Source organism: Zafaria sp. Z1313 (assembly GCF_050563205.1).
In the GTDB taxonomy this organism is placed as follows: Bacteria; Actinomycetota; Actinomycetes; order Actinomycetales; family Micrococcaceae; genus JAZDCJ01.
On the sequence record NZ_JBNWUK010000012.1, the window covers coordinates 1 to 22,768 of the forward strand.

A 22,768-nucleotide genomic window follows, 5' to 3' on the forward strand; every position below is an offset into this window, starting at 1 on the left:
GAAGGGCAAGAGCGCGCAGGAACTTCCTGCTCCGAAATTGACTGCCCCTGTCGCTGTGCACGATGCAGCCGGCGACGTCGCCGCGCATCGCGACAGCATTCTCGAGCGCCTGAACGGCCAGGCGGGACTTCATCCTCGAGTCGATCGAGTACCCCACGATCCGGCCTGAGCACGCGTCCTTGATGGCGCAACAGTAGAGCTTGCCTTCCGCGGTCCGGTGCTCCGTGATGTCCACGAGCCAGAGCTGGTTCGGGGCTTCGGCGGCGAACACGTGCCGGGTCCGGCCGTCCTCGTCGACGACCGCGCACAGGTCGTCGTGGACCGGCGGGCCCGGCTTCTTGCCGTCACGTCCCCGCTTCTTCCCGAACGCGGACCACCAGCCGTTTGCGGAGGCGATCCGCCACGCGGTCCGGTCAGACATCGCCTCACCCGCGTCACGGGCCTCGTCGGCGAGGAGCCGGTGCCCGAACTCGGGGTCATCCTTGTGCGCGTCGAACAGCGCGTTCGCGCGATACGCCTCCACGACCTCGCTATCGGTGATGGGGCCGGCCAGCCATCGGTAGTAGGGCTGGCGGGAGAGCTTGAGCACCCGGCACGTCACCGTCACAGGGACCCCTGCTTCGGCGAGCTCTGTCACGAGCGGGTAGAACCTTTTCCCGGCAGATTCGCCTGCGACAGATACGCCGCCGCCCGCCGGAGGACCTCGTTCTCCTGCTCGAGCAACCGGTTCCGCTTCTTCAGCTCGAGGATCTCCGCCGCCTCGGTCCGGGACTGGCCGGGCTTCGCACCTGCGTCGATGTCGGCGCGACGCAGCCACTTCTGCAACGTCACCGGGTGGACCCCGAAGTCTTTCGCGATTTGCTCGATCGTCACTCCGGGCTCACGGTTCCTCGCGACGCGCACAACGTCGTCACGGAACTCGGACGGGTAGGGCTTGGGCACAGCAACATCCTTCCAGACCCACCCCGCGGGCAAGCCAGATCAGATGTCACCTACTCGTGCAGCAGTCCCGATTCGGCCTTCGCAGCCCGATAAAGCAGCAGGGCATCAGCTAGAAGATTGATGATCCAGCGCCTCTTCGCATAGGCGCTCATCGGCGTATGAGAGGGCGAAACGGGCTTTGATCGTTGGCGTGGTAAGGCCCTCATGGAGTCGCCGCCAACCCCTATCACCACTTATCAGGTTGATTCGTGGATCGATCCGGAGGGTGTTCGCGAGGGTCAGATCGGGGCCTCAGCGCGGGTCGTCTACTCTCAATTCACTTTCAGATCGCCAGTTTTGGTAGAAAATGGGCAAAGAAAAACCCCCGCGATCCCTTGTAAACACTGGGATCGCGGGGGTTTCAATCTGGCGGTGACGGTGGGATTTGAACTATCGCAGAAGGCCTAGTCATAGCCATTTATCGCTGTGTTTGAACGCGTATTGAACACATCGGATCACGATAGATCACCATTCCTTTCAGAAAGTTGCGCTCAAATCGTGCTCACGATGCTCAGCGAGGCCAGGAGGCTGCGGGGCTTGCTGGGCAGCGCCTGCCACTGAGCGAGATCGAATGCATTGGTTGGGAGGGCGTTCCGGGTGCCCCCAGGCTGGCCTGGCGGGCGTCGTGACGCGTGACGCGTGACGGTGTTGTCGCACGATTCGTGAAATGAACCCGCGTAATCACGCGATTTTTGGGTCCTTAGGACGTCCCTAGAGACGTCACGGCGCGTCACGCTCGTATCAACCGTCACACTCCGAGAATGAAGTCCTCGCGTAGTTAAAGGAATATATGAAATATAAGTTTCATATTTTTGTTTCATGACATGAGAGTTAGTTCCAAGCCCTTGCAATCTGACCGTGACGCTTTCGTTCGCCGTGACGCGTCGTGACGCCCTAACTCTCCCTTTCGGAGGGCAAAATTCCCGTGATTACACGGGTGAAATCGTGATGCGTGCGAACGGCGGCGTCACGCGTAACGCGTCACGCCGGGTCGTTGAGCGCCCCCCGAGACGGTGAGGGGAGCCTTCGAAGCTGACCTGAGACGCTGCCGTCAGGCGTACATTGCACTCTCATTCAAGGTGGCCCCGGTCGAGCAGTCTTGACCTGGCCGGAAGGGAGAAGAACCTGCCCCATTGTGGGCGGGTATGTCGGAGGCGCTGATCGGCCCGCGAAGTGTCGCGCATTCCCGCGACCGGCCGGCAGAATCACCGATGATCCCGCGCATGTCCGTCCCGCGCGGGCAGCCCGGAGAAACTTCGAGTGAGGGCAGGTCGGGCGTCGGATTGTACCGGCCCAAGGGCGGTGTATCCACACGGTATCCACAGCCGAACTCCTCGGCTGTGGATAACACTGTGTTTTCACAGATCTGCGTTCGCCCCTTGCCATTGACTAGGGCTTAAGCAGGTCCATTTGGCAATTTTGTCGCGCAATCGGCTCCTTGCCGTCGGTACCGTCGCCAATGCTCGCTACGCTTGGATCAACACAAAAAGGCCCGGCAGCCCGCCGGGTGGACCGGGAGACTGCCGGGGCGTTATCTACTCCTACATAGATGCCCCAAGCGTAGCAAACGGTCTAGTTCGTGCTGCCCCAGATCGGAGCTGTCATTGACCCACTACATCTACGCCATTCCGGAAGAACCGCTGAACGGTGAGCGCCGGTTCGTGAAGAGGTCGCCACACGAGCGCCGGGGCCGATGGAGCCGCTACGACGCGGCGACGGACGCTTGGATTCCCGACCGCAAGAAGCTGTGACGGTGGGTCCTCCGGAGACCGGCATCGTCTCCGGGGGACCGCCCTGCCAGCCATGTTGGACCATCGCGAGGATGGCTGCCGCATGGCCCGTCATGGCCCTGGATGCCCCCGCCAGGGGTGGCAGCGAGCACGAGTTGCTCACCTTGCACATTGAGAACGTCTCTTCATTGCTCAATGTGAGCATCCCTGCGTCTCCACGTTCCTCGATATGAGCAATCCAGAGACTTCTCCAGATTCTCCAGAGAACCTAAACGCTGAACGCTCCGGGCTGGGGCAAGAGAGAACGAGGGGTTCCCGTCGGGGGTGTGGGAGTCAGTGCGCGGCAAGCGTCAGCGAGCGTGTCAGCGAGTGGACATGCGAGGTGACACATTCACGCGCGCGCATTGCGTTGGATCGTCAGAGGGATGATTTTGGACGATACAGAGATGGATGTGCATTCGTGTCGTCGTGCGCATTGTCGTTGGGGCGCACGTCGCGCATGTCGTCGGAGATATGGGGCGCGCGGTAGCGATGGGCATTGCGATCACGGACGATGACGGCATGAGGACAACGGGGCGTAGCAACGTCGCGAGCGTGGGCAGTCAGCACGATGGTGCGACGACGCGGCAAGCGTCGGGGCGGCAGCATCAACAATGCAATACGTCAGGACGCGCATAGAGACGGTGGACACGCGCGGTGGGGTGATCACGCGGGCGGCACGTCGTTGGGGCGCGACAGGGATCTGTACGGGCGCGTCAGACAGGGCGTAATGCATTGGTGGGGTGGTCGCGGGTCGCTGCCGCCCTGCCCGGCTGTCCGCCACGCTGGCAGATCCCTGCGGTGGCAGCTGCTCGGCGCTGATGCTGCTACTCCAGAGGCCCCGCACATGCGGAGCCCTGGGAGCGTGGGTGGTGTCAGGCGGCTGTGGCGGCAGCTTCCGCCACAGCCTGCTCACGGCGGCACTTCGCGCGGGCACGCTTGCCCTCTGCCCCGCACTTTGCATGTGTGCAGTTCTGGTGCGCGGTCGGCTTGCGGGGGCGGTCGGAGCCCTTGAGCGTAGCGGGTGCGGTGTCGGTGGCCTTGGTGGTGCGTACGGTGCGGGCCTTAGCGGAGGTGGTCATTGCCTTGCCTTTCGTCGTTGTTGTCGATCCCGTCGTTCGGATCGATGTGAGCAACGTAGGAGACTTCCGAGCGCAGTCCCAAGGACGACTTCCGCCTCATACCGGACGAGCCCTCAATGTAGTGAGGGCAAACCCGCGGGGCAGGCATTGCATGGTCCCGCCCTCCCCGTGGCACGCGCGCGTCGTCGCTCGGCCAAGCAGCAGACGAGCGCGATCAGGTTGCCGTGGCCACGACCACGGCATTTGGGGCATGTGATGACGCTAGATGCCGTGCTCATCCTGCCGTGCTCATCCTGCCGAGAGTGGGGACTTGTGGGGTGCTAGATCATCGAGACGACATGGCGAGTCAGCATGGCCCGCCCCACCAATGCATTACGTCAGGACCTGGGCCATGCGGGCTCGGAGCTTTGCCTGCCGCGCTGCATACCGGGCGGCTACTTCACCCCGCAGTCGGGGGCTTTTGGCCGCCCAGGTGAGTTGTTCCGTCCTTAGGCCCGCTGGCTCATCGAGGTAGGCGAGCGCCGGGTCGTCCGTCGACCTCCGCCTAGGCTGGGGCGTAGGGCCAACCCTTTGCTTGAAGGCCCTTGCCTTGCAGTCGCGCCCACCGCATGTCAGGTAGTCCGCTGGCGCATGGCAGATGACGCAACGGGACGCTCCGCCCATCTTGCGCAGGATGGCTCTCTGCCGTCTGGCCTCCACCAAGCACTCGTGCGAGCCGCACGACTTCTGGCTCCGACGGGCTGGGGAATCGCAGTAAAGGCACTCGTTGATCACCTGGGAAACGTAGGACGCGCATGGCGACGTGCTCGAACGGAGAGGCAATTCTCACTAGTCAGACCGGCGTCTTACGATTGCTACATCACGTCGAATTCTCGAGTTTGGGGGCAACAATTGAACGAAGCAGGCTGGTATCCGCAGGGGAACGACCCGACCGTCTTGCGTTGGTGGGACGGGGCCAAGTGGACTGAGCATACGCAAACTGCTCCACCGCAGCAGGAGCCTCCTCGGAAGAAGGGCGTAGCGATCACAGCGGGTATCTTCACGGCCCTTGGTGTCTTGACTGCGTTCGTCCCCTTTCTCTCGTTCGTTGCCTGGGCTTTCCTGCTCGTCGGCGTGATCTGCGCAATCGTGGCCCTCAGCAAGAAGCAGAAGCTCAAGGGACTGTCTATCGCGAGCTTGTGCGTCGCGCCCGTGGCATTCATCGTCGCGGTCGTGGTCTCCATCGCCACCATCAGCGGCTTTGGCAGTCCCACGGCCTCCGTGCCGGTGACGGAAGGACCCGTCGTCGCCGCTGACTACAAGACCCTTGCGGACCGCGACCTGGCCCTTCTCGTGAGGGACGCCGATCCCCACGCAGGCGAGAAACTGGCCCTCTACGGGACTATCGCTCAGTTCGACGCCGCGACCGGGGACTGCATGTTCCGCGCCAACGCCGGAAGCGAACCCGGTGAGTATGTATGGGACTATGACCACAACATCGTCTTCACCGCCGGTGCGGTCGAATGCGACGAACTCAGAGCCTTTGTCGAGGACGACGCCATCCACGTCTTGGCGACCGTTGCCGGTACGCAGACATACTCCGGCATGTTGAGCCAGAGCCTGTCCGTCCCGCTGATGCAGGTAGACCAGATCGAACTCATCGAGGAGTAGTCGCTACTGACCGGCCTTCTTGATTAGGTATCCGACGAAGGCCGAGCAGGTCACAAGGAAGTACGTAGCCAAGGCCTCGTCAACATCATTGTCCTCGACGCTGCCGTGTCGGACGCCGTTCTCGTCGCTGGTGTACCCGTATAGCTTGCCCCACGCGTCCGTGAGCGCCCGGTGGGCAGGAACGCCGCTTCCCTCAAGCTTCTTGAGCGCAGCCCCCAGGGTCTTTTCCCCGGTGTAGTGAGTGGCGATTGCCTCAACAGCTGATATGGCCTCGTGGACGACTTTGGCGTACTTTGGGTTCTCTCTGTCGGCTAAGAGGTCGAGGGCCACCTCAAGGTGCTTTCGCGCCCCGGCGAACGGGGCCGTCGATTCAAGCGCATCCTCAATAGCCCCGACTTCGCCAGCTTCGGTAACTGGGACTATTTGGTCACCAACGACTCGCCACCCCACCAGATACTTCCCAAATGTCAGGTTGAGCACTTCCTGGTATCGGTCACCTGCATTATCAATGCAGAACTCGAGGAGGTCCATGACTTCGTAAAAGGGCTTCTCATAGATGCTCCGTTGCGCCCGCAAGGAAAGAGTTTCGACGAATCTGCCCTGGAGTTCGCTTTGCGGTTCGCCCCAGAACTGCCAAAGAGCTCGGCAGAAGGGAAAGTGCGAAGCCTGGGATGTGATGGCCCCCCGTGTTTGCGCGAAGGGGATCATATACACGACGTCCCACAAAGCAACGCGGGTTTCCTTGTCTAGTTCGTGTACTTGGAGAGTGCTTCGTGGCTCGGCATATCCGTGACGCTCAGAAAACCGACCCACGTTAGGCATCCTTTCCGAAGGGGTTGTAGCCGCTCGGATCGGCGGCGATCTTGGCGTTGAGCTCGTACAAGCGGCTCACGATTTCCTCTCGATCATCGAGCACGCCGATTTCCCAGCCGTAGGAGCGGCAGACAGCTTCATCGAGGCGCCTATGTGCGCCCCGAAGGTCCGCAAACGCGCCTTCATCCATCGCGTTGTAGACCGCCGTAAGCCCGGCTGAGTTTTTCCCTTGCGCAATAAGATTGCGGCAGGCGCTCGTGCGCTGCTCAACCACAACACGCGCTGCCTGCTCGATGGCGGCCCGCAGGGGGGAATTCGGGTCGGGAAATGGGAACGTCTCGAACGTCGTAGAAGGCGTATAACGGATATCCGACTTGATAGTGGACGACTGCTCCCAGGCCCACGCATCGTGGATTGAGCTAGTCACAAGGCCGAACGTGTGGTCGTCGTCCCTCGCAACGGCCGTAACAGCATTGCTGGGAATCCAATGCAGGTCCGCCCACACGAATAGGAGTCGTTTGCCGTGCAGTCCGACCGCCAAATAGCGAGAGAGGCCTTCGATCTTTTTTCTTAGGGCTGGGCGTGCTTCGCCGTAGCGCCACCACCTGTCGCGCGTCGTCTGGCGCCGATTGTTATCTCGCTCGGGTTTTACCCGTTCGCGCACAATTTCCAGGGCTGCAGGGTAGGCCATGGCGTCCTCCAGCGGCATGACACCAAAGTCGATGATCCATCGGTCTGGTGCCTGTTTTGGGTCATTGGCAAGTTCGTCGCTACCGAGAAAACGCTTGATGACGTCCTGGTAATCGGCGTCCCTCCTACGGCGGAGCGATTCAGCTTCTTCATCGCCGAGGATAAAGCCTTTGCCCACCGGGATGCACCCCTGAAAGGCGAGCCCCACGTTGCCCACGAGCTTTGCGGCAACTATTCGCGTGGCCCCCTCACGTAGTGCGCTGGTGATGCCCGAGGCTGGCTGCTTGTCAAGAACGAACGCTCTTGGTGGGACCGTCGGATTCTTCACCCAATTGACAAGCGATACATGCACTGCGGCTTCGCCGGGCCAAATCTGGGACGCCACAGCATCGGTAATGACTGCCCCGTAGGCCGTAATGTAGTCCAGCGACGCACCCCGAGCCTTGTTCTGCGCCACTGAGTTTGTGGCAACGAGTCCCGCACGCTGCCCGTCTTGCATGTGGTCGTTCGCTTTGCGGAACCAGTAGGCGCACAGATCGACAATCCCGCAGTTGAAGGTGTCCTTGAGGAATGGAATGTAGTCGTCCCCGTTGTTTCGCCTGATGTGTTGGCTCCCAATGAACGGTGGGTTGCCAATGATCGCGTCAACCTCGGGCCAATCGACCTTGAGCGCGTCGGCTTCCACGATGGTGTCCAGGTTGTGCAGCGGCAGCGGGTCGTCTCCCTGCACGTTCATTTCTCGGGCCATCTGCGCGTGGCCCATCCAAATAGTGAGACGGGCAATCTCAACCGCGAACGGCTCAATCTCGATTCCATGCAGATTCTCGATGGGGTAGAACTCGATGTGCATCTGGATGGGCTTACCGGCAGCGTGCTTGGCGTCGTCGATCTTGTCCTTGAGGTAGTGCTCAAGGCGGCGAATCTCTCGGTAGGCCACGTAGAGGAAGTTGCCCGAGCCACAGGCAGGGTCAAGCACTTTGAACTGGCAGAGTTCCTGCAGGAGCTTTTCCAGCTTCTTGTAGTTCGTCTCCGCGTCGATGCGTTCGCGCCACGGCTTGAGGATCGTCGGCTCGACGATCTGCATTATGTCCTGCTCGTGGGTGTAGTGCGCGCCGAACTGGCGGCGGCGGTCGCCCAGGCACCCTTCAAACAGGGAACCGAAAATCGTCGGGTTGACGTATCGCCAGTCGAAGCGGGACGCGTTGTAGAGGTCGCGGACGTCCATGCCGGTGAGCGGTACGTAGGGCACGTCTTCCAACAGCCCGCCGTTGACGTAGGGCAATCCCGCGAGGATTCCCTCGCTGCGGTCCATTGCTTTCTTCGAGTTCATGGCCGACAGGAAGGCCTGAATCTCACGCCCGGGGATGCGCATTCGCGCACCGCTTGCGTCTTCGTCGAGCGCCTTGAGCAGGTTTGCGAAGCGCGACGGCGGGATGAGTCCCAGGTCTTCGGCGAACAGGGTCCATGTGCACTGGACGATGAACCGGCGCAGGTGGTCGTCCGTCAGGGAGAAGTCGGCATTTCCGCTCAGTCGACGGTCTAGGCGCTCGAACAGGTCGATCATGTTCTTGCTGGCCTCGACGGTGATTTTTCGGCCGGGACCGCCGTAGTTGGGGGTCTTGCCGTGGCCCATGAGGAACGCGAGCGAGTCCACGAAGTCCGGTAGCTCGGCCAGCGTGAAAACGTCTCGTGGGGCGTTCGGGTAGCGCCCGGGCTCCCACACCTCGAACTTGTCGAAGGAGCACAGGATGGTGAACGGCGGGGCCGGGTGTTCGTCGGTCGCGCAGTACTTCCAGTACCGCAGCATCTGCGGGCGGTGCTCCGCGAGCCGGACGGTTTCCTTTGGCCCCTTCATCTCGATGAGGGCGACGCCGGGCCAGAAGAAGTCGATGAAGCCGTGCTTTTCGCCCTCGTCGAGCGGCAAGTGCGCTTCGTGGCTGGCGTCGAGCTCGCGGGGGTTGGAGACGCCCGTGTAGGCCTTCACGAGTTCGTTGACGAAGGTCTGGGCTCCTGCACGCTCCGTGCCTTTGTAGTCTTTCCAGCTCTCGGCCAAGGCCTTGAGTGATTCCACAATTTCGGCACGACTGCGCTGCATGATTTCCCCCGACGGTCAAGATGGTCTCCACCGAATCTAGCCCACGCCACCGACAATTCGGGATTGGCGACGTCATGGGCAGCGTGAATGCGTCTGTAGCGATCCAATAATGCATTCATGTGTGATCGCGCGCGGCGTGCTGTCTTGGACGCTGTGCGCGCGCTTCACGGGCCGCTGGGTGCATCTCGGGCGTCACACGACGGTGTCGATAGGCACCTGCCACCCTGCCCCGCTCAGCTGGGAGTCATGCTGAGCGGGGCAGGAGCTTCAGGGGCTACGGGGTGGGCAGTGAGATGCGCCGATGCACGGTCTTGGTGCGCGAGGGCTGGCTTGCGAGGTTCTTGTACGGCTTCGCCAGAACACGCGTCAGCTTGTAGATCCGGTCACGGCATTCCTCACGGTCGGCGAGGTCGACGGTGCTCAGTCGCTGCTTGGTGACGTAGCTGGCCGCGCCCAGGAGCTTCTGTGCGGTCTCCGTGGAAGGGACCCACGGGGTGCCCACGGTGCACTGATCGATCAGCGCGGCGACGGCTCCCGTGCCGGTCGGCAGGAACGTCCGGTGCAGTTGCAGCGCCGGGGAGACGTCGTAGCTGACGAGCCACGCGGCAAAGGCCTCGACTTCTCCTGGGGCGTTGGAGCCGGTGCCCAGGCGAACGCGATGCCGCTCGTCCCGCCAGTGGGACGTGACCTCGAACGAGTCGCGCAACTGGGCCACGGTTCGAAGTTCCACGAGTGCCTCGCTCCCGGCCTGTGCAGCGTGGACCATGAACTGGAGTTCCCGGACGTCGAGGTAGTCGGCTGCGAGCTTCACGAGGGCTTCCCAAGCGTCGATCTTGGAGTCGTTGCGGGTCTTGTAGACCTGGGCTTCATCACGCAGCCCGCCCAACACTGCGGTATGTTCCCTGACCTCGGCCACGATCTCCTTCAAGCGGCGCCGGAGGACACGGAGCCCGTCGTCGCCATGGCTGCGGATGCAGTCCGCCTGCCGGGCTTTGACCCCCTTCTGAGCCGTCCGGTACAACTGGCGGTCGAGGTCATGTGCCCGCGCTTCTTCGATGATCTGCTTGTTGCGTAGGGCGATGCCGGTCGGCAAGGGCTGGGCAGCTGCGGCCAGATCGATCAGGTCGGACGCGTTGACCGTCGCGGGCCGCTTGTACTGGTTGAGTTCCAGGGCCTTCGCTTCGAGCCGAGCGTGGGCTGCGGTGAGATCGTCGTATCCGGGGATCGCGGCGAAGAAATCGGTCTTGAGGGTCATGGCTAGTTCTCCTTCTTGTTGTTGTAGAGGTCGCGTCCGGATTGAACGCTGGACGGCGGTGCTGGTGCCTGCCCGGCGGCTGCCTTGAAGAGTTCACGCCCCCGCTCGAGAGGTGATGCGGAGGGCTGCGGGTCGGGGCGGTAGAGGTTGCGGCCCTTTTGAATGGTCATTTGGTTTTCTCCTTATCGGTTGAGGGCGGCGTGGATTGTCGCCGCCCAGTTGGTTGACCGCGCCCAGCGCTTCATGCGGACGTGCCGGTCGGTGTCCGCGAGCTGCGCGGAAGTCGTGAGGTCGTTCCGGATGTCGAGGTAGTAGTAGTTGGCATCCCAGGCGATTCGTCCGTGCTCGTCGCGGTCGCACTGCCAATGGGCGACGGTCCAGCGGGCCTGGCCGTTGAGCGCCTGCTTGAGGTTGGTGTAGACGCGGCCCGAGTAGGCGCGGCGGCTGCATCGATGGCAGATCCAGACGGGTTCGGTGGTGACGGAGGGCATGACGTTCCCTTCTCGGAAATCGGAGTGTTGAGAAGTCGCCTGTCGGCGGGGACGGTGCCGTTGTTTATGTGCCCTGGCGGGCCGGATGAAGATTGCTACAGGAGAATCAGCAGGGGGACGTCGAGGCGTGGGGCGTTGGTGATGACGACCGGCCTTCGGTCTTGGAGGCCCAAGTACGCCGTCGTCCCGTCAACATTCGTGCGGTACAAGACCTCGCCGTCCGATGTGCGGTCGAGCTGGTCCCAGAGCTGTCGCGATAGCGGCAACGTTCCAATCCTTGCCCTGATCATGCCTGGGCAGACTTCATAGGTGGTCAGGCTGTTCGTGGTCAAGCGAGGTTTGGCGGCTCGTGGTGGGGAAACGGGCGAGCGCTTGACGCGCGTCCCCGGCAGCGTCTGACGCGTCCTGGCGGAGCTGGAATGGGTGGTCATCGGGTAGGTCCCTTTCTGGGGTCTGTACGGACGTAATGCATTGGTGGGATCAGGTGGCCGGTGCCTCGGCCTTCGGCCCGAGGCGGTAGCGGTTCGTCTGCTCGTCGTGAAGGAGCCACTGGTCGCGGACGTAAGACTCGACTTCCAGCTTGAAGTGGTCGGGTCCTCGGCGTTGGCTTCGGGTGATCGACTTGTAGAGGGCGGAGTACAGCATCGAGTTCGAAGTGGTGAGCTGTCGGTGCATCGAAGCCCACCTCTTGTTCTTCTGGTCCGCCTCGTGGTCCTCGCGGGCGCTCTTCTCGACTGCGCGCTGGCGACCGCGTTCCCGGGAGGCATCCGCTTCGAGTTCCTCAATCGCGGCCGTGCATTCGGAGCGCGTACGGTCCGAGACGGCCATGATGTGGCCCGCGAGGTGCCAATCTACGCGCGACGCCTTCTTCTTCCCATTCAGGATCGCCAGAAGGGCAGCAACCTTGAGCCGAGACTGGGTGCTGTGAGAGTCCAGTTCGGAGACCTCGGATTCCCCCCGCGCGTTCTTCAGGCGCTCTTTCCGAACGCATGCCGCCACGTGGGCGGGGAACTCGATAAGAAAATCGTTCCCAGCACCGGAGGCGCCGTCCCAGTTCAGAACGGGAAGCTCGTAGGCGTCGAACGGTTCCGGCGGATCTTCAACGAGCTCCGCGTAGGTGCTTGGCATCCACAGGACGCGCTGGGGAGTTCCGCCAGCGGCTTCGCCGAGCAGCGTCGCTGAGCGCTTGGGCTGGACGCCCAGGGTGACGACTGCCCGATAGCTGTGCGGCTCGAGGACGACCCGCTTGGTTTCGTCCGCGTACGTTGCCCCGAGACGCTCGCCGGACCATGCCGAGCGCATGAGGCTCGATGTCGTAGACCCCGTGCGCGATCCCAGGGCTGCCAGGGTGTCTGCTTCGTCGGCGTGGAACAGGACACGAGTTCGGTCCATGACCGTATTCCACTCATTGTCTTTGTTCCGCTCCCTGTGGGCGAAGGCCTTGACCATGCCTTCGCCGGAGCCAAGTGGCGCGGTGAAGACTTCGGGTGTGACAACGGCGTCGTGCGATGCTCCCGAGGCAGCGCCCTTGCCCGACCCTGACGGTCCGACGAGGGCGATGATGACGTTCAGGGAGCCCTTGCTGCCGACGAATGCGGGCAGTACGACGTGGGGCGGCGTGCTGGCCGCGACGCGGGCGAGGACGTGGGCGAGGACGGCGTACGGCGAGACAAGCCGGGCGAGAGCGACATTGTGGATCGTCGCCAGGAATTCTCGCGAGTTCCAGAACCTCCCTTCCGACATCGGGCGGTTCACGCGGCACCACCGAAGGCGGAGGCGATCGTCTTCTCGACCTCGTCATGTCCCAGACCAATGTCGAAAGCGGCACGCCGCATGGCCCGCAATGCACTCCGGTGGCGGGCGGCGGGCATTTCGGCGACACGGGAGGCCGCCCAGAAGAGAGTGGCGTTCCGCTGGCCGATGGGAGCGTTGTAGACCGCGTACTCCAGACCGTTGATGGTGTGACGCACAACTCCACCCAGGCCAGTTGAGCGGGCCGCAAGCCTGGCGCGGCGCTCGGCGATCTTGTTGCCGAAGTAGTCGATCAGCTTCCCGGGCATGGGTTCGATGGGGCGCTTGTTGAGGATCCGATACCCCGGCGACGGGAAGTCCCTTACGTACCCGTTCCTTCCCACGCGGAAGTCGAGACCCACGTGGCCGAAGGCATCCACGGTGTTCGTGAGACCGATGCGCGGGTCCTGCCAGAAGATGTGGTTGCCGCCGCTCGGTGTGGCCGTGGCGAACGTGCTGATCTTGGGTTGAAGTCCAAGGGACCGGAAGATGGCCTTGAGCTCCCGGCTGCCGCGCTTGCCGTTCTTGTTGTCCACGTCGAGGACCGCCAGCCCGTCCGCGAGGTAGCCGACGTGGATGGAATCGATGTGGAGCCGGCCCTTGTTGGGCCAGCCCGCTTCGGTGGGCGTGCCCCTGCTGGTCAGCGGGATCTGCGGTACATCAGCCAGGGGAGTCCCCGCCGTTGTGGTGGGCGACGACGCATCCGCATAATGCATGTGCGGGTTGGGCATTGTTGAGGTTCCCTTTCTCGGAGTGTTGGCCGGGTGTGCGTCGTCGTTGTTTCGTGCACCCGGCCTTCTAGTAGTTGCCTAAGCGGGCTGATCTGTTCGAGCGAAGCGCTGGGAGGCTTCGTAGGCTTCGACGTCATCGAGCGCGTACCGGACATTGCCGCCCAACTTCGTGAAAACCGGGCCAACGCCCCGGTGGCGCATGTTCGCGAGGTTCTGACGGCTCACGCCCCAACGCTCCGCGAGGCCGTGCGGATCGAGGAACGACTTCTTGCCAGGGTGTTCTTGCGGATCGGCGGCGCGATCAGTCTTCGACACGACAACTCCAAATCTGTTAGATTCATTTTGCGTTTTTGTTCTTACGAATACATTCAACACGGACTACACAAGTCGCGCAACTGAGGAGTCAATTTGGCGGGCAAGGAAAAAGTCGACGGAACGACAAGTGGGACTGTCAGGGCGAACATCGCCCGATTCAGGAAGGCGCGAGACCTGTCCTACGCCCAAATGAGCCGTTCCCTCGACAGCATCGGGTGGCCGATCCTGGCCCTGCCACTCAGGCGAATCGAGGACGGCACTCGGCGCATCGACACCGACGATCTGATGGCAATCTCCATCGTCTTGCATGTTTCTCCCCTTGACCTGCTGCTTCCCGAGAAAGATGAGCCAGGCACAGTAGCCATTACGGGCGCCGAGGATCTGTCAGCCGACAACCTCTGGGGGTGGGCCAAGGGCGAAGGAGCCCTGCACATCGATATGGGGTTGAGCGGCGGAACCCTGGTTGGGACGCCCTCTCTGTACGGGGGAATGCTCGCCGCCTTCCGTACCCCCGAGTTCAAAGCTGCTGTCCGGGAGGCAATGCGCGATGCGGAATGAGCAGAACGCTCCCTGCCGGACGCAGCAGGGCGTGTACAGACGTATTGCATGGGTGGGTGCGACGATGACGCACGGGCGTGATGCGGGCGTCTGTACGGGCGGTGCAGCGTAGTGGCGTCGATCCGCCGAGAAGCTGACGGCACGTACACCGTCCGCTACCGCAAGCCCGACCGTGGCTCGACGATGAAGCGGGGATTCCGGACCAAGCGGGACGCCGAGGCGTTCGCGGCGACGGTGGAGGTGTCCAAGCTCAAGGGCGAGTTCATCTCGGTCTCGGCCGGTCGGACAACCGTCGGCGACCTGGGAGAGAAGTGGCTCGCCAATCAGGCCCACCTCAAGCCCTCCACCCTGCGTGTGACCGAAAGCGCATGGGCGGTCCATGTCCGACCTCGTTGGGGAAGCGTCCAGATTTCAGACATCCTGCACACTGAAGTCCAGACGTGGCTGTCCGCAATGAGCGCCACCAAGTCAGCCACCCTCGTCATCCGCTGCCACGGCATCCTGGCCAAGATCCTCGACAACGCAGTAATGGACAGGATGCTCTCCACCAATCCAGCGCGCGGCGTGAAGCTGCCCCGGAAGGCCAAGAAGGAGCACGTCTACCTGACCCACGAACAAGTGCACGCGCTCGCCGGGGAAGCGAAGCATCCTCTGCTGGTCCTCTTTCTCGCCTATACGGGCCTTCGCTGGGGTGAGGCAACGGGGCTTCGCATCCGAGACGTGAATCCGCTGCGGCGGCGGCTCAACGTCGTCCAGAACGCCGTGGAAGTGGGCAATACCGTGGTGGTCGGGACGCCCAAGACCCACGAACGCCGGTCCGTTCCCTACCCCGAGTTTCTCGCCGAAGCCCTGAGCGAGCAGATGAAGGGCAAGCTGCCGGACGATTTGTTGTTCGCCGGAGCCGACGGTGGATTCCTCACGCGGACGGGAACAAGCAAGACGAGCCGTGGATGGTTCGTCGGCGCCCTGCAGCGTGCTGGCCTTCCACGCATGACGCCACACGAGCTAAGGCACACGGCCGCCTCGCTGGCCATCAGCGCCGGGGCGAACGTCAAGGCCGTGCAGCGCATGCTTGGCCATGCTTCGGCGACTATGACCCTAGACACTTACGCGGATCTCTTCGAGGACGACCTGGACAGTGTTGGCGCTGCGCTTGATCACGCTGCATCACAGAAAATTGTGCTCAAAACGCGCTCACAGGCGTGATCTGGACATGAGAAAGGCGCTTGCTTCGCTGTGTTGTCAACGAAGCAAGCGCCTTTCAGGTGGCGGTGACGGTGGGATTTGAACCCACGTTGGCTGTTACACCAAACAACATTTCGAGTGTTGCACCTTCGGCCGCTCGGACACGTCACCAGACTGGTCTACTGTACCGGAGGCGGTGGCGGCCGCCCAAACCGGGGTGCTCTGCCTGCAGCGGAACCGCGTGACTGCCCCGCGGAGACCGTGCCTACGCTGGGGCATGGAGCAGCGCAGAGCAACCCCGGAAGTGCCGGAACCCGAGCCGTTGTGGCGGGAAGTCCTCGGGCGGCGGCTGCGCCTCCTGCGTGCGTCCCGCGGCGACCGCCTGGCGGACACGGCCCGCCTGGCCGGCATCTCCCCGCAGTACCTCTCCGAGATCGAGCGCGGCCTCAAGGAGCCCTCAAGCTAGATGATCGCCGCCGTGGCGGGGGCGCTGGGAACCACCCTGCTCGACCTCACGTGGCAGGTCGCGGCCGAGCTGCGCGGAGCCCGCGTCCTCGTCCGCGCCCCCAGTGCCGCGATTCCGCCCGCGCCCGCCGCGGCGGCATCAACGAGGACGACGCCGGTGCCAGGCTCCGTTCCGGTCCTCGCCCTCGCGGCATAGCGTCCGCGCAGGGAGCTACCGGGAGCCCGCCGGCGCCGCCGGCCGCCGGTCCAGGACCTCGTCGACGATTCCGTAGTCGAGCGCCTCGGATGCCGTGAGCACCCGCTCCCGGTCCGTGTCGGCCCGCAGGGCCCGGACCGTCCGCCCCGTGTGGAGGGAGAGCAGTCGTTCGGTCTCCGCACGGATCCGCACCAGCTCGTCCGCCTGGAGGATCAGGTCGGGAATGGTTCCCCGGCCGCTCCCGGCAGGTTGGTGCAGCACCACGCGGGCGTGCGGCAGCATGGAGCGCAGGCCCGGGGCCCCTCCGGCCAGCAGGACCGCTCCGGCGTCGATCGAGGTGCCGAGGTAGACGATCCGCTCCGTGAGCAGCTGCGAGTAGACGTCCATGATCCGCTCGGGAGCCTGGCCTGTGTCCTCGGCGATGAGCCCCAGCACCGTGTCGCGCGTGTGCCGCAGGTCATCCGCCTGGACCTCGACTTCCACCGTGGAGCCGCCGATGCCGGCCGAGCCCTGGTGCATCAGGATCCGCGAGTGCGGAAGAGCCCTGCGCTTGCCCGGCGTGCCGGCCGAGAGGAGGAACTGCCCCGCGCTGCAGGCCAGTCCCAGGGCCAGCGTTGCACGAAGCCGGGCCCCGGCGTCGTCCTCCGGATCAGCGCAGGGCTCGGAAGAACTCCTGCAGAAGCCCCGCCGATTCGCCGCCGCGCACGTCCGGGAACACCTCGACCCAATGGTTCAAACGGGGCTCGCGCAGCACGTCGAAGACCGAGCCGGAGGCCCCCGCCTTCTCGTCCCACGCGCCGAAAACTACACGCGGGATCCGGGCCAAGACGATCGCCCCGGCGCACATCGGGCACGGCTCCAGCGTCACCACCAGCGTGCAGTCCGCGAGCCGCCAGCCGTCGTCGCTCCCGGCGGCCCGCAGGGCGGTCGCCGCGGCGCGGATCGCCACGATCTCGGCATGCGCCGTGGGGTCGCCGTCGGCTTCGCGGCGGTTCCGGCCCGCCCCCAGCACGGCGCCGTCCGGGGCGATCACCACGGCGCCGATCGGCACGTCGCCCGTCTCCAGCGCGAGCCGGGCCTCGCGCAGCGCGTGGCCCATCCACTCGGCGTGGCGCGCGTCATCCCGGATCACGCTCCAACCCTAGTCCAGCAGCGGGGGCGGGCTGGTAGTTTTGGGGGCATGCGCGTACAGGTAGTCGACCACCCGCTGGTGGCCCACAAGGTATCGGTCCTGCGGGACAAGAACACGTCCTCCCCGGTGTTCCGGCAGCTGACCGACGAACTGGTCACCCTGCTGGCCTACGAGGCCACGCGTGAGGTGAAGACGGTCGAGGTCGACGTGGTCACGCCGGTGGCCACGACCACGGGCACCGCATTCGCCAAGCCCACCCCGCTCGTGGTGCCGATCCTGCGCGCCGGGCTGGGCATGCTCGAGGGCATGACGCGGCTGGTCCCCACCGCCGAGGTCGGATTCCTGGGCATGGCCCGGAACGAGGAGACCCTGGACATCGTCACCTACGCCGAGCGCCTGCCCGAGGACCTCACGGGCCGCCAGGTGTTCGTCCTGGACCCGATGCTTGCGACCGGCGGGACGCTCGTGGAGGCCATCAAGTTCCTCTTCGACCGCGGCGCCGCCGACGTGACGTGCATCTGCCTGATCGCCGCGCCCGAGGGCATCGCCCGCCTCGAGGCCGAGCACGGCGGCGACGACCGGGTCCACCTGGTGCTGGCCGCGCAGGACGAGAAACTCAACGAGAAGGCCTACATCGTCCCCGGCCTCGGCGACGCCGGCGACCGCCTCTACGGCCTGGCGCACTAGCCACCCTTGGGCCCCACGGCCTGAGCGCGGCGCGAGGCGACCGCGGTGCATCGGGACCGCGGTGCCATGGGACGCTGCGGACGGAATGCCCCGGGCCGGCCGGGCCATGGCGCGGCGTGTCCGAACGGCACGCCGTCATTCGCGGCAGGCCCCGGAGGACATTCCGTCCCTGACGTCCCATTGCCCTGACGTCCCTTTGCTCTGACAAGACAGCACGCGTCAGGGCGTCTCGTTCTCCCGCCGGAGCGAGTCCCGCGTGATGATCCGCAGGTAGGCGTCGACCGCAGGGGCCACGGCCCGGGGGAAGGTCGTGCCGCACGCCGCGGCGAACGCGGCCCGGTCAGGGAACCGCCCATGGTCGGCGACGACGTGCCGGGCCAGGCTGTCGCGGCCGTGGGGATCGTCTCCGCGCCACGTCACGATCCCGTCGATCAACGCCTCGAACAGCGTATTGCAGCCGGTGTTGGCGAAACGACGCCCGGGCTGCGGATCGAAGACGTCCTCCGCGGCGAGCCATGCCCCGTCGCACAGGAACTCGGGCCAGGGGAGCTTCACGGTGGCTGGCAGGACCCGATGGTGCCGGGGAAAGCGCCGGTGCCAGAACGCGGCCCCGACCTCGAGCCCGTGCGTGCGCACGGCGATTCCGGCGGCCCGGGCCTCGTCCTCGACGACCGCGAGCCGCTGGCTGCACGAGCCCCGGCCCTTCTGACGCACGGCATCGGCCGGCCGCCAGTCGGCCACGCTGTAAGCAGGGGCGACGCGGTCCAGCACGTCGCGGAAGACCGAGCGGAGCAGTTCGCGTTGCGGGCCGACCGTCGCCGGCGTGTCCTGCGCGGGTGCGATCGCGAGGCCAGGGCGGCTGGCGTCGGGCGGGGTGTCCGGCATGAAGCCAGCCTACGCCGGCGGCGCAATGGGACGCCGCGGACGGAATGGACCGGGCCGGCCGGGCCAGGGCGCGGCGTGTTGAAGCGGCACGCCGCGCTGAGGAGCGGGCCGCGGAGGGCATTCCGTCCCTGACGTCCCATCCGCCGCGCGGCGTTCCCTGGTTCCCCGGCGCTCAGCCCGTGGAACGGACGCTCGGCGGTCCCGTGGGCCGCGGCGGAACGATCCGTCCCGGGTTCGCGGCGAGCGGCAGGCGTACGGTGAACTCGGTCAGCCCTGGCCGGCTCGCCACGCCGATCGATCCTCCGTGCGCCTCGACGATCGCCTTGACGATCGGCAGCCCGAGCCCCGTCGTGCCGTCGTTCCCGGAGCGGGCGCGGTCGGCGCGGGCGAAGCGTTCGAAGACCCGCGGCAGGAAGCCCGGCTCGATGCCGGCGCCGTCGTCCGCGATCCGCAGGACCGCGGAGCCGCCGTCGCCCGATCGCGCCAGCGTCGCGGTGACCTCGGTGCCGTCGGCGGTGTGCTTGCGGGCGTTGGAGAGCAGGTTGTTCAGGACGCGTCCGAGTTGCCCCTGGTCACCGTGGACCAGAACGGGTTCGGACGGCAGCTCGAGCCGCCAGCGGTGTCCGGGCGAGGTCACGCGGAAGTCGCTCACGGTCTCGGCCACGAGCAGGGTCAGGTCGACGTCGGATCGCTGGGCCTCCGTGCCCTCGTCGAGCCGGGCCAGGAGCAGCAGGTTCTCGACGAGCGATCCCATGCGCCGACTCTGCTCCACGACGCGGTCCAGGGAGCGCCGGCCGTCGTCGCTGAGGTGCTCGGTGGCGGAGACCAGCTCGGAGTAGCCCCGCACGGCGGCGAGCGGGGTGCGGAGCTCGTGGGAGGCGTCGGCGACGAAGCGGCGCATGTTCTCCTCGGAGGCCTGGCGGACCTCGAGCGCGGATTCGACGTTGTCCAGCAGGGCGTTGAGCGCGTGACCGACGTTGCCGGCCTCGGTGCCCGGCACGGCGTCGTCCGGCGCGACGCGTTGGGCGAGCCGCACGTTGCCGGCGTCGAGCGGCAGGGCCGCGACGGACGCGGCGACGGCGGAGACGCGCTCCAGGGGCCGCAGCGAGCGGCGGATGATGAGGGTTCCGGCCAGCCCCGTGGCGAGCACGCCGGCGGCCGAGACCAGCAGCATGGTCCAGCTGAGCGAAGTCAGGGTGTCGTGCGCCGCGGTGAGCGGCAGCCCGGTGATGAGCGTGCCCGCGCCGCCGTCGGGGCGGACGGCCATGAGCCGGTAGTCGCCGAAGCTGAGGGCCACGTCGACGGGTGGTTCCCCGGGGGCCACGGCCGCGATGGACTGCGCGTCCTCCTGCGTGAATCCGGAGAGGTCGCGGCGCTCGCCGGTCTCCGGGTCCAGGACGCCGCCGACCTCGAGGGTGTTGCCGACGAGCCGGAAGTTCAGCGTCCCGGAGGCCTGTCCGGGCGCGTTGAGCGGGTCGGAGAGGCCTGGACCGCCGGCCCCGTTGAACGCGGCGGCGCGGGAGGAGGCGTGCGTGAGCTGCTCGTCGAGCTGCCCGTAGAGGGTCGAGGCCATGGCGGCGTGGGTGATGAGCCCGATCACGAGGCAGACGAGTGCCAGGAGCGCGATGACGGCGGCGAGCATGCGCGAGCTCAGGCTCAGTCTGCGCCGGCTCGGGGTCGCGGGGGCGGGCTCCGCGGGGACGACGCCGGTGCCGGGGTCCGGGGGGACGTTGCGGGGGCGGGGCCCGGGTGGGGGTGCGGTGTTCACGTGGCCGGCTTGAGGACGTAGCCCGCGCCCCGGACGGTGTGGATCATGGGCTCGCGCCCGGCGTCGATCTTCTTGCGCAGGTAGGAGATGTAGAGCTCGACGATGTTGGCCTGGCCGCCGAAGTCGTATTGCCAGACGTTGTCGAGGATCTGGTTCTTGCTCATGACGCGCCGGGGGTTCTCCATGAGGTAGCGCAGCAGGTCGAACTCGGTCGCCGTCAGGGCCACCTCCTCGCCGGCGCGGCGGACCTCCCGCATGTCGGTGTTCAGGACGAGGTCGCCGACGACGAGCTCCGCGGCGTCGGCGGCGGCGACGCCGGAGCGTTCCACGATGCGGTGCAGGCGCAGCAGCACCTCCTCGAGGCTGAAGGGCTTGGTCACGTAGTCGTCGCCACCGAGGGACAGTCCCTCGATCCGGTCCTCGACGGCGTCCTTCGCGGTGAGGAACAGGGCCGGGACATGGGGGGAGAAGGAGCGCACCTTGCGCAGGACCTCGGTGCCCTCGAAGCCGGGGAGCATCCAGTCGAGGACCAGGACGTCGGGAGTGAAGGCGCGGGCCTCCTGGACGGCGGACGGCCCGTCGTGGGCGACGCGGACCTCCCAGCCGAGCATGCGGGCTCCCATGGAGACGAGTTCGGCGAGCGAGGGCTCGTCGTCCACCACGAGCGCGCGGATGGGGGAGCCATCCGGGTGGGCGAGGCGCGGCAGCTGGCTGGGCACGAAGCGGGAGTTGGTCATGGGTCCATCCTGTTCGGAGGTTGTGGGATCAACCTTTACCATGGCTGTGAGGCGGCTGTGAGCGTTGCCTCCAGCCTAGTGCGGGGCACTTGACATGGGGAGGCATCTTGTCAAGGCGTACGCGACGGGCGTTCCCGCCAGCTGCGAACATTCATGGAGGCGTGCATACTTATGCAATCAAGGCGGCAGGGGTGCCAGGATGGCCCGAGAATGGTCAGATCGGACAGGCCTTGGGTGATTCGCTGAACAGCCCGCGTCTTCTCAAGGGCTTCTTTCAGAGAACTGCCTAGTGTGAAGCGCATCACATTTGGCCAGTTTCATCTCACTATGTGGACGTCCTGCATGATTATTACTTGCGGGTTCTTTTTATTACGCGCAGACTAGTCATTGTGAACATCACCGCACCAGCAACTGCAGCCGCAGAACCCACGTGGGGCCATGGCTATGGCCGCGCGCGGAGCTGTTGCCGAATGCAGGCCTAGGACCGTCCGCACCACAGGCAGTCCGACGCCGACCAGGCATCCCGGTGGCCCCACCCGGCCCGCCGAAGAACCACCAGCATTCAGGCCGTTCACAGGCTCTCCGCACAGTTAGAGGTATCACCATGTCCGTGACTTCCGGATACGTCCACATCTCGATCCGCAACGCCCAGAACCGTGCCGCCGCCGCGCAGCGCCAGCCTGCCGGGCACAGCGGCTACGGGGCTCCGCAGGGCTTCCGCCAGCTCCACGCGGTCCCGGGGACCCAGGACGCGCACCCGACCACCGCGCCGACTCCGGTGGTCGCCCCGAACGGAACGCCCGGACCGCAGGCCGTCTCCAATGACACGGCCGCCCGTGGTTTCGTCCTCTATGTGGGCCTCGACGAGTCCACGGCCCAGGCGCAGGGGACCTCCCTCGGCAAGCTCGCGACCCAGGTCCGCGCCTTCCTGCAGACCCTCGCGCCGGACGCGCAGACCCACGCCGCCGTCGCCCTGGCCCCGGCCAACGCGACGGGCGAGAACATCGACGTCGTCCGCCAGGCGCTCGGCGATCCGACCGTCTCCCGCCGCCCGCGCGGCGAGGCCGGCGGCCGCCAGCAGCAGTCCGCGCCGCGCCCGTCCGGCGTCCTGATCGACCTCTCCCGCCGCGAGGTCCACCTCGACGGCGATTCGCTGAACCTCACCTTCAAGGAGTTCGAGCTCCTGAACTACCTCGTCGAGAACGGCTCCCGCACCGTCGGCCGCGAGGAGCTCCTGAGCAATCTGTGGCGCAACGCCGAGGAGGTCCCGAACGAGCGGACCATCGACGTGCACATCCGCCGCCTGCGCTCCAAGCTGGGCCGCCTCGCCAACACGGTCCGCACCGTCCGCGGCCAGGGCTACCGCTTCTACGAGCACCCCGAGGTCGTCGTGTGGGCTGCCCCGGAGTACAGCATCTAGGAACGTTCCTCCTGAACGACGGCGGCGCCGCACCCCCAGGGAGGGGGGGGGGCAGCTTTCCTTTCCCACCCC

23 protein-coding genes, 1 tRNA gene and 1 pseudogene are annotated in these 22,768 nt (G+C 65.5%); 9 read left to right on the top strand and 16 right to left on the bottom strand.

Annotated elements, in window-relative coordinates:
• Both ACQ3I4_RS11535 and ACQ3I4_RS11540 read right to left on the bottom strand, forming a co-directional pair.
• Positions 1-637, bottom strand: a 637-nt coding sequence (locus ACQ3I4_RS11535; protein ID WP_430633579.1) for a DDE-type integrase/transposase/recombinase, incomplete at its 3' end; no start/stop codon positions are given.
• Positions 634-942: a transposase gene (locus ACQ3I4_RS11540; protein ID WP_430633580.1), complete on the bottom strand. Its 309-nt coding sequence runs from the start codon at positions 940-942 to the stop codon at positions 634-636. The genes ACQ3I4_RS11535 and ACQ3I4_RS11540, both read right to left, overlap by 4 nt.
• Before the next feature lie 1,643 nt (positions 943-2,585).
• Here ACQ3I4_RS11540 and ACQ3I4_RS11545 point away from each other — a divergent pair.
• From ACQ3I4_RS11545 to ACQ3I4_RS11555, 3 genes and pseudogenes are all read left to right on the top strand, one after another.
• On the top strand, positions 2,586-2,732 hold the full coding sequence (locus ACQ3I4_RS11545) for a hypothetical protein (protein WP_430633581.1): 147 nt from the start codon (positions 2,586-2,588) through the stop codon (positions 2,730-2,732).
• Between the two features lie 1,730 nt (positions 2,733-4,462).
• Positions 4,463-4,819: pseudogene (locus ACQ3I4_RS11550) on the top strand (DUF2510 domain-containing protein); the annotation flags it as partial.
• A gap of 69 nt (positions 4,820-4,888) precedes the next feature.
• Entirely contained in the window at positions 4,889-5,482 is a 594-nt protein-coding gene (locus ACQ3I4_RS11555) for a hypothetical protein (RefSeq protein ID WP_430633601.1), read from the top strand.
• A gap of 3 nt (positions 5,483-5,485) precedes the next feature.
• Here the strand turns inward: ACQ3I4_RS11555 and ACQ3I4_RS11560 are convergent, their stop codons facing one another.
• The 8 genes from ACQ3I4_RS11560 to ACQ3I4_RS11595 all read right to left on the bottom strand — a co-directional run bounded on the left by ACQ3I4_RS11560 (position 5,486) and on the right by ACQ3I4_RS11595 (position 13,663).
• Positions 5,486-6,304 carry an AbiJ-NTD4 domain-containing protein gene (locus ACQ3I4_RS11560; protein WP_430633582.1) on the bottom strand — a complete coding sequence of 273 codons (819 nt, stop codon included), beginning with the start codon at positions 6,302-6,304 and terminating at the stop codon, positions 5,486-5,488.
• Positions 6,297-9,080, bottom strand: coding sequence for a DNA methyltransferase (locus ACQ3I4_RS11565; RefSeq protein WP_430633583.1), 2,784 nt, complete (start codon positions 9,078-9,080; stop codon positions 6,297-6,299). The genes ACQ3I4_RS11560 and ACQ3I4_RS11565 overlap by 8 nt, the downstream gene beginning before the upstream one ends.
• 274 nt (positions 9,081-9,354) lie before the next feature.
• Positions 9,355-10,335 (bottom strand): hypothetical protein, encoded by a 981-nt coding sequence (locus tag ACQ3I4_RS11570; RefSeq protein WP_430633584.1) that lies wholly within the window; start codon positions 10,333-10,335, stop codon positions 9,355-9,357.
• A gap of 2 nt (positions 10,336-10,337) precedes the next feature.
• Positions 10,338-10,505, bottom strand: a complete 168-nt coding sequence (locus ACQ3I4_RS11575) for a hypothetical protein (protein WP_430633585.1) — start codon at positions 10,503-10,505, stop codon at positions 10,338-10,340.
• A 12-nt stretch (positions 10,506-10,517) separates the two neighbouring features.
• Positions 10,518-10,826 (bottom strand): hypothetical protein, encoded by a 309-nt coding sequence (locus ACQ3I4_RS11580; RefSeq protein WP_430633586.1) that lies wholly within the window; start codon positions 10,824-10,826, stop codon positions 10,518-10,520.
• Positions 10,827-11,306: 480 nt separating this feature from the next.
• On the bottom strand, positions 11,307-12,581 hold the full coding sequence (locus tag ACQ3I4_RS11585; protein WP_430633587.1) for a hypothetical protein: 1,275 nt from the start codon (positions 12,579-12,581) through the stop codon (positions 11,307-11,309).
• Positions 12,578-13,348: a bifunctional DNA primase/polymerase gene (locus ACQ3I4_RS11590; RefSeq protein WP_430633588.1), complete on the bottom strand. Its 771-nt coding sequence runs from the start codon at positions 13,346-13,348 to the stop codon at positions 12,578-12,580. The genes ACQ3I4_RS11585 and ACQ3I4_RS11590 overlap by 4 nt, the downstream gene beginning before the upstream one ends.
• Positions 13,349-13,426: 78 nt before the next feature.
• Complete coding sequence (locus tag ACQ3I4_RS11595; protein ID WP_430633589.1) at positions 13,427-13,663, bottom strand: helix-turn-helix transcriptional regulator; 237 nt, start codon at positions 13,661-13,663, stop codon at positions 13,427-13,429.
• A gap of 93 nt (positions 13,664-13,756) precedes the next feature.
• Between ACQ3I4_RS11595 and ACQ3I4_RS11600 the strand changes: the two genes are divergently transcribed.
• On the top strand, positions 13,757-14,221 hold the full coding sequence (locus tag ACQ3I4_RS11600; RefSeq protein ID WP_430633590.1) for a helix-turn-helix domain-containing protein: 465 nt from the start codon (positions 13,757-13,759) through the stop codon (positions 14,219-14,221).
• A 111-nt stretch (positions 14,222-14,332) separates the two neighbouring features.
• Positions 14,333-15,427, top strand: coding sequence for a tyrosine-type recombinase/integrase (locus tag ACQ3I4_RS11605; protein WP_430633591.1), 1,095 nt, complete (start codon positions 14,333-14,335; stop codon positions 15,425-15,427).
• Between the two features lie 60 nt (positions 15,428-15,487).
• Here the strand turns inward: ACQ3I4_RS11605 and ACQ3I4_RS11610 are convergent.
• Positions 15,488-15,577: transfer RNA gene (locus ACQ3I4_RS11610), tRNA-Ser, on the bottom strand.
• Positions 15,578-15,683: 106 nt separating this feature from the next.
• On the opposite strand from ACQ3I4_RS11610, the gene ACQ3I4_RS11615 reads away from it, so the two are divergent.
• The gene (locus ACQ3I4_RS11615) at positions 15,684-15,872 is read left to right on the top strand and encodes a helix-turn-helix domain-containing protein (protein ID WP_430633592.1); all 189 of its coding nucleotides are present in this window, start codon (positions 15,684-15,686) and stop codon (positions 15,870-15,872) included.
• Positions 15,873-16,067: a hypothetical protein gene (locus ACQ3I4_RS11620; RefSeq protein WP_329862854.1), complete on the top strand. Its 195-nt coding sequence runs from the start codon at positions 15,873-15,875 to the stop codon at positions 16,065-16,067.
• Positions 16,068-16,082: 15 nt separating this feature from the next.
• Here ACQ3I4_RS11620 and ACQ3I4_RS11625 read toward each other — a convergent pair whose 3' ends face one another.
• Together ACQ3I4_RS11625 and tadA are read right to left on the bottom strand one after the other, a co-directional pair.
• Positions 16,083-16,796 (bottom strand): ATP-dependent Clp protease proteolytic subunit, encoded by a 714-nt coding sequence (locus ACQ3I4_RS11625; RefSeq protein WP_430633599.1) that lies wholly within the window; start codon positions 16,794-16,796, stop codon positions 16,083-16,085.
• The gene (gene tadA / locus ACQ3I4_RS11630) at positions 16,717-17,199 is read right to left on the bottom strand and encodes a tRNA adenosine(34) deaminase TadA (protein ID WP_329862853.1); all 483 of its coding nucleotides are present in this window, start codon (positions 17,197-17,199) and stop codon (positions 16,717-16,719) included. The genes ACQ3I4_RS11625 and tadA overlap by 80 nt, the downstream gene beginning before the upstream one ends.
• A 48-nt stretch (positions 17,200-17,247) precedes the next feature.
• On the opposite strand from tadA, the gene upp reads away from it, so the two are divergent.
• Entirely contained in the window at positions 17,248-17,886 is a 639-nt protein-coding gene (gene upp, locus ACQ3I4_RS11635; RefSeq protein ID WP_329862851.1) for a uracil phosphoribosyltransferase, read from the top strand.
• Between the two features lie 219 nt (positions 17,887-18,105).
• Here the strand turns inward: upp and ACQ3I4_RS11640 are convergent, their stop codons facing one another.
• From ACQ3I4_RS11640 to ACQ3I4_RS11650, 3 genes are all read right to left on the bottom strand, one after another.
• Positions 18,106-18,771, bottom strand: a complete 666-nt coding sequence (locus ACQ3I4_RS11640; RefSeq protein ID WP_329862849.1) for a hypothetical protein — start codon at positions 18,769-18,771, stop codon at positions 18,106-18,108.
• Positions 18,772-18,943: 172 nt separating this feature from the next.
• Positions 18,944-20,539, bottom strand: a complete 1,596-nt coding sequence (locus ACQ3I4_RS11645; RefSeq protein ID WP_430633593.1) for a sensor histidine kinase — start codon at positions 20,537-20,539, stop codon at positions 18,944-18,946.
• Positions 20,536-21,276, bottom strand: coding sequence for a response regulator transcription factor (locus ACQ3I4_RS11650; RefSeq protein ID WP_329862846.1), 741 nt, complete (start codon positions 21,274-21,276; stop codon positions 20,536-20,538). Before ACQ3I4_RS11650 ends, ACQ3I4_RS11645 begins: the two co-directional genes overlap by 4 nt.
• A gap of 604 nt (positions 21,277-21,880) precedes the next feature.
• Here ACQ3I4_RS11650 and ACQ3I4_RS11655 point away from each other — a divergent pair.
• Entirely contained in the window at positions 21,881-22,696 is an 816-nt protein-coding gene (locus ACQ3I4_RS11655) for a winged helix-turn-helix domain-containing protein (RefSeq protein ID WP_329862844.1), read from the top strand.
• Positions 22,697-22,768: the final 72 nt, after the last annotated feature.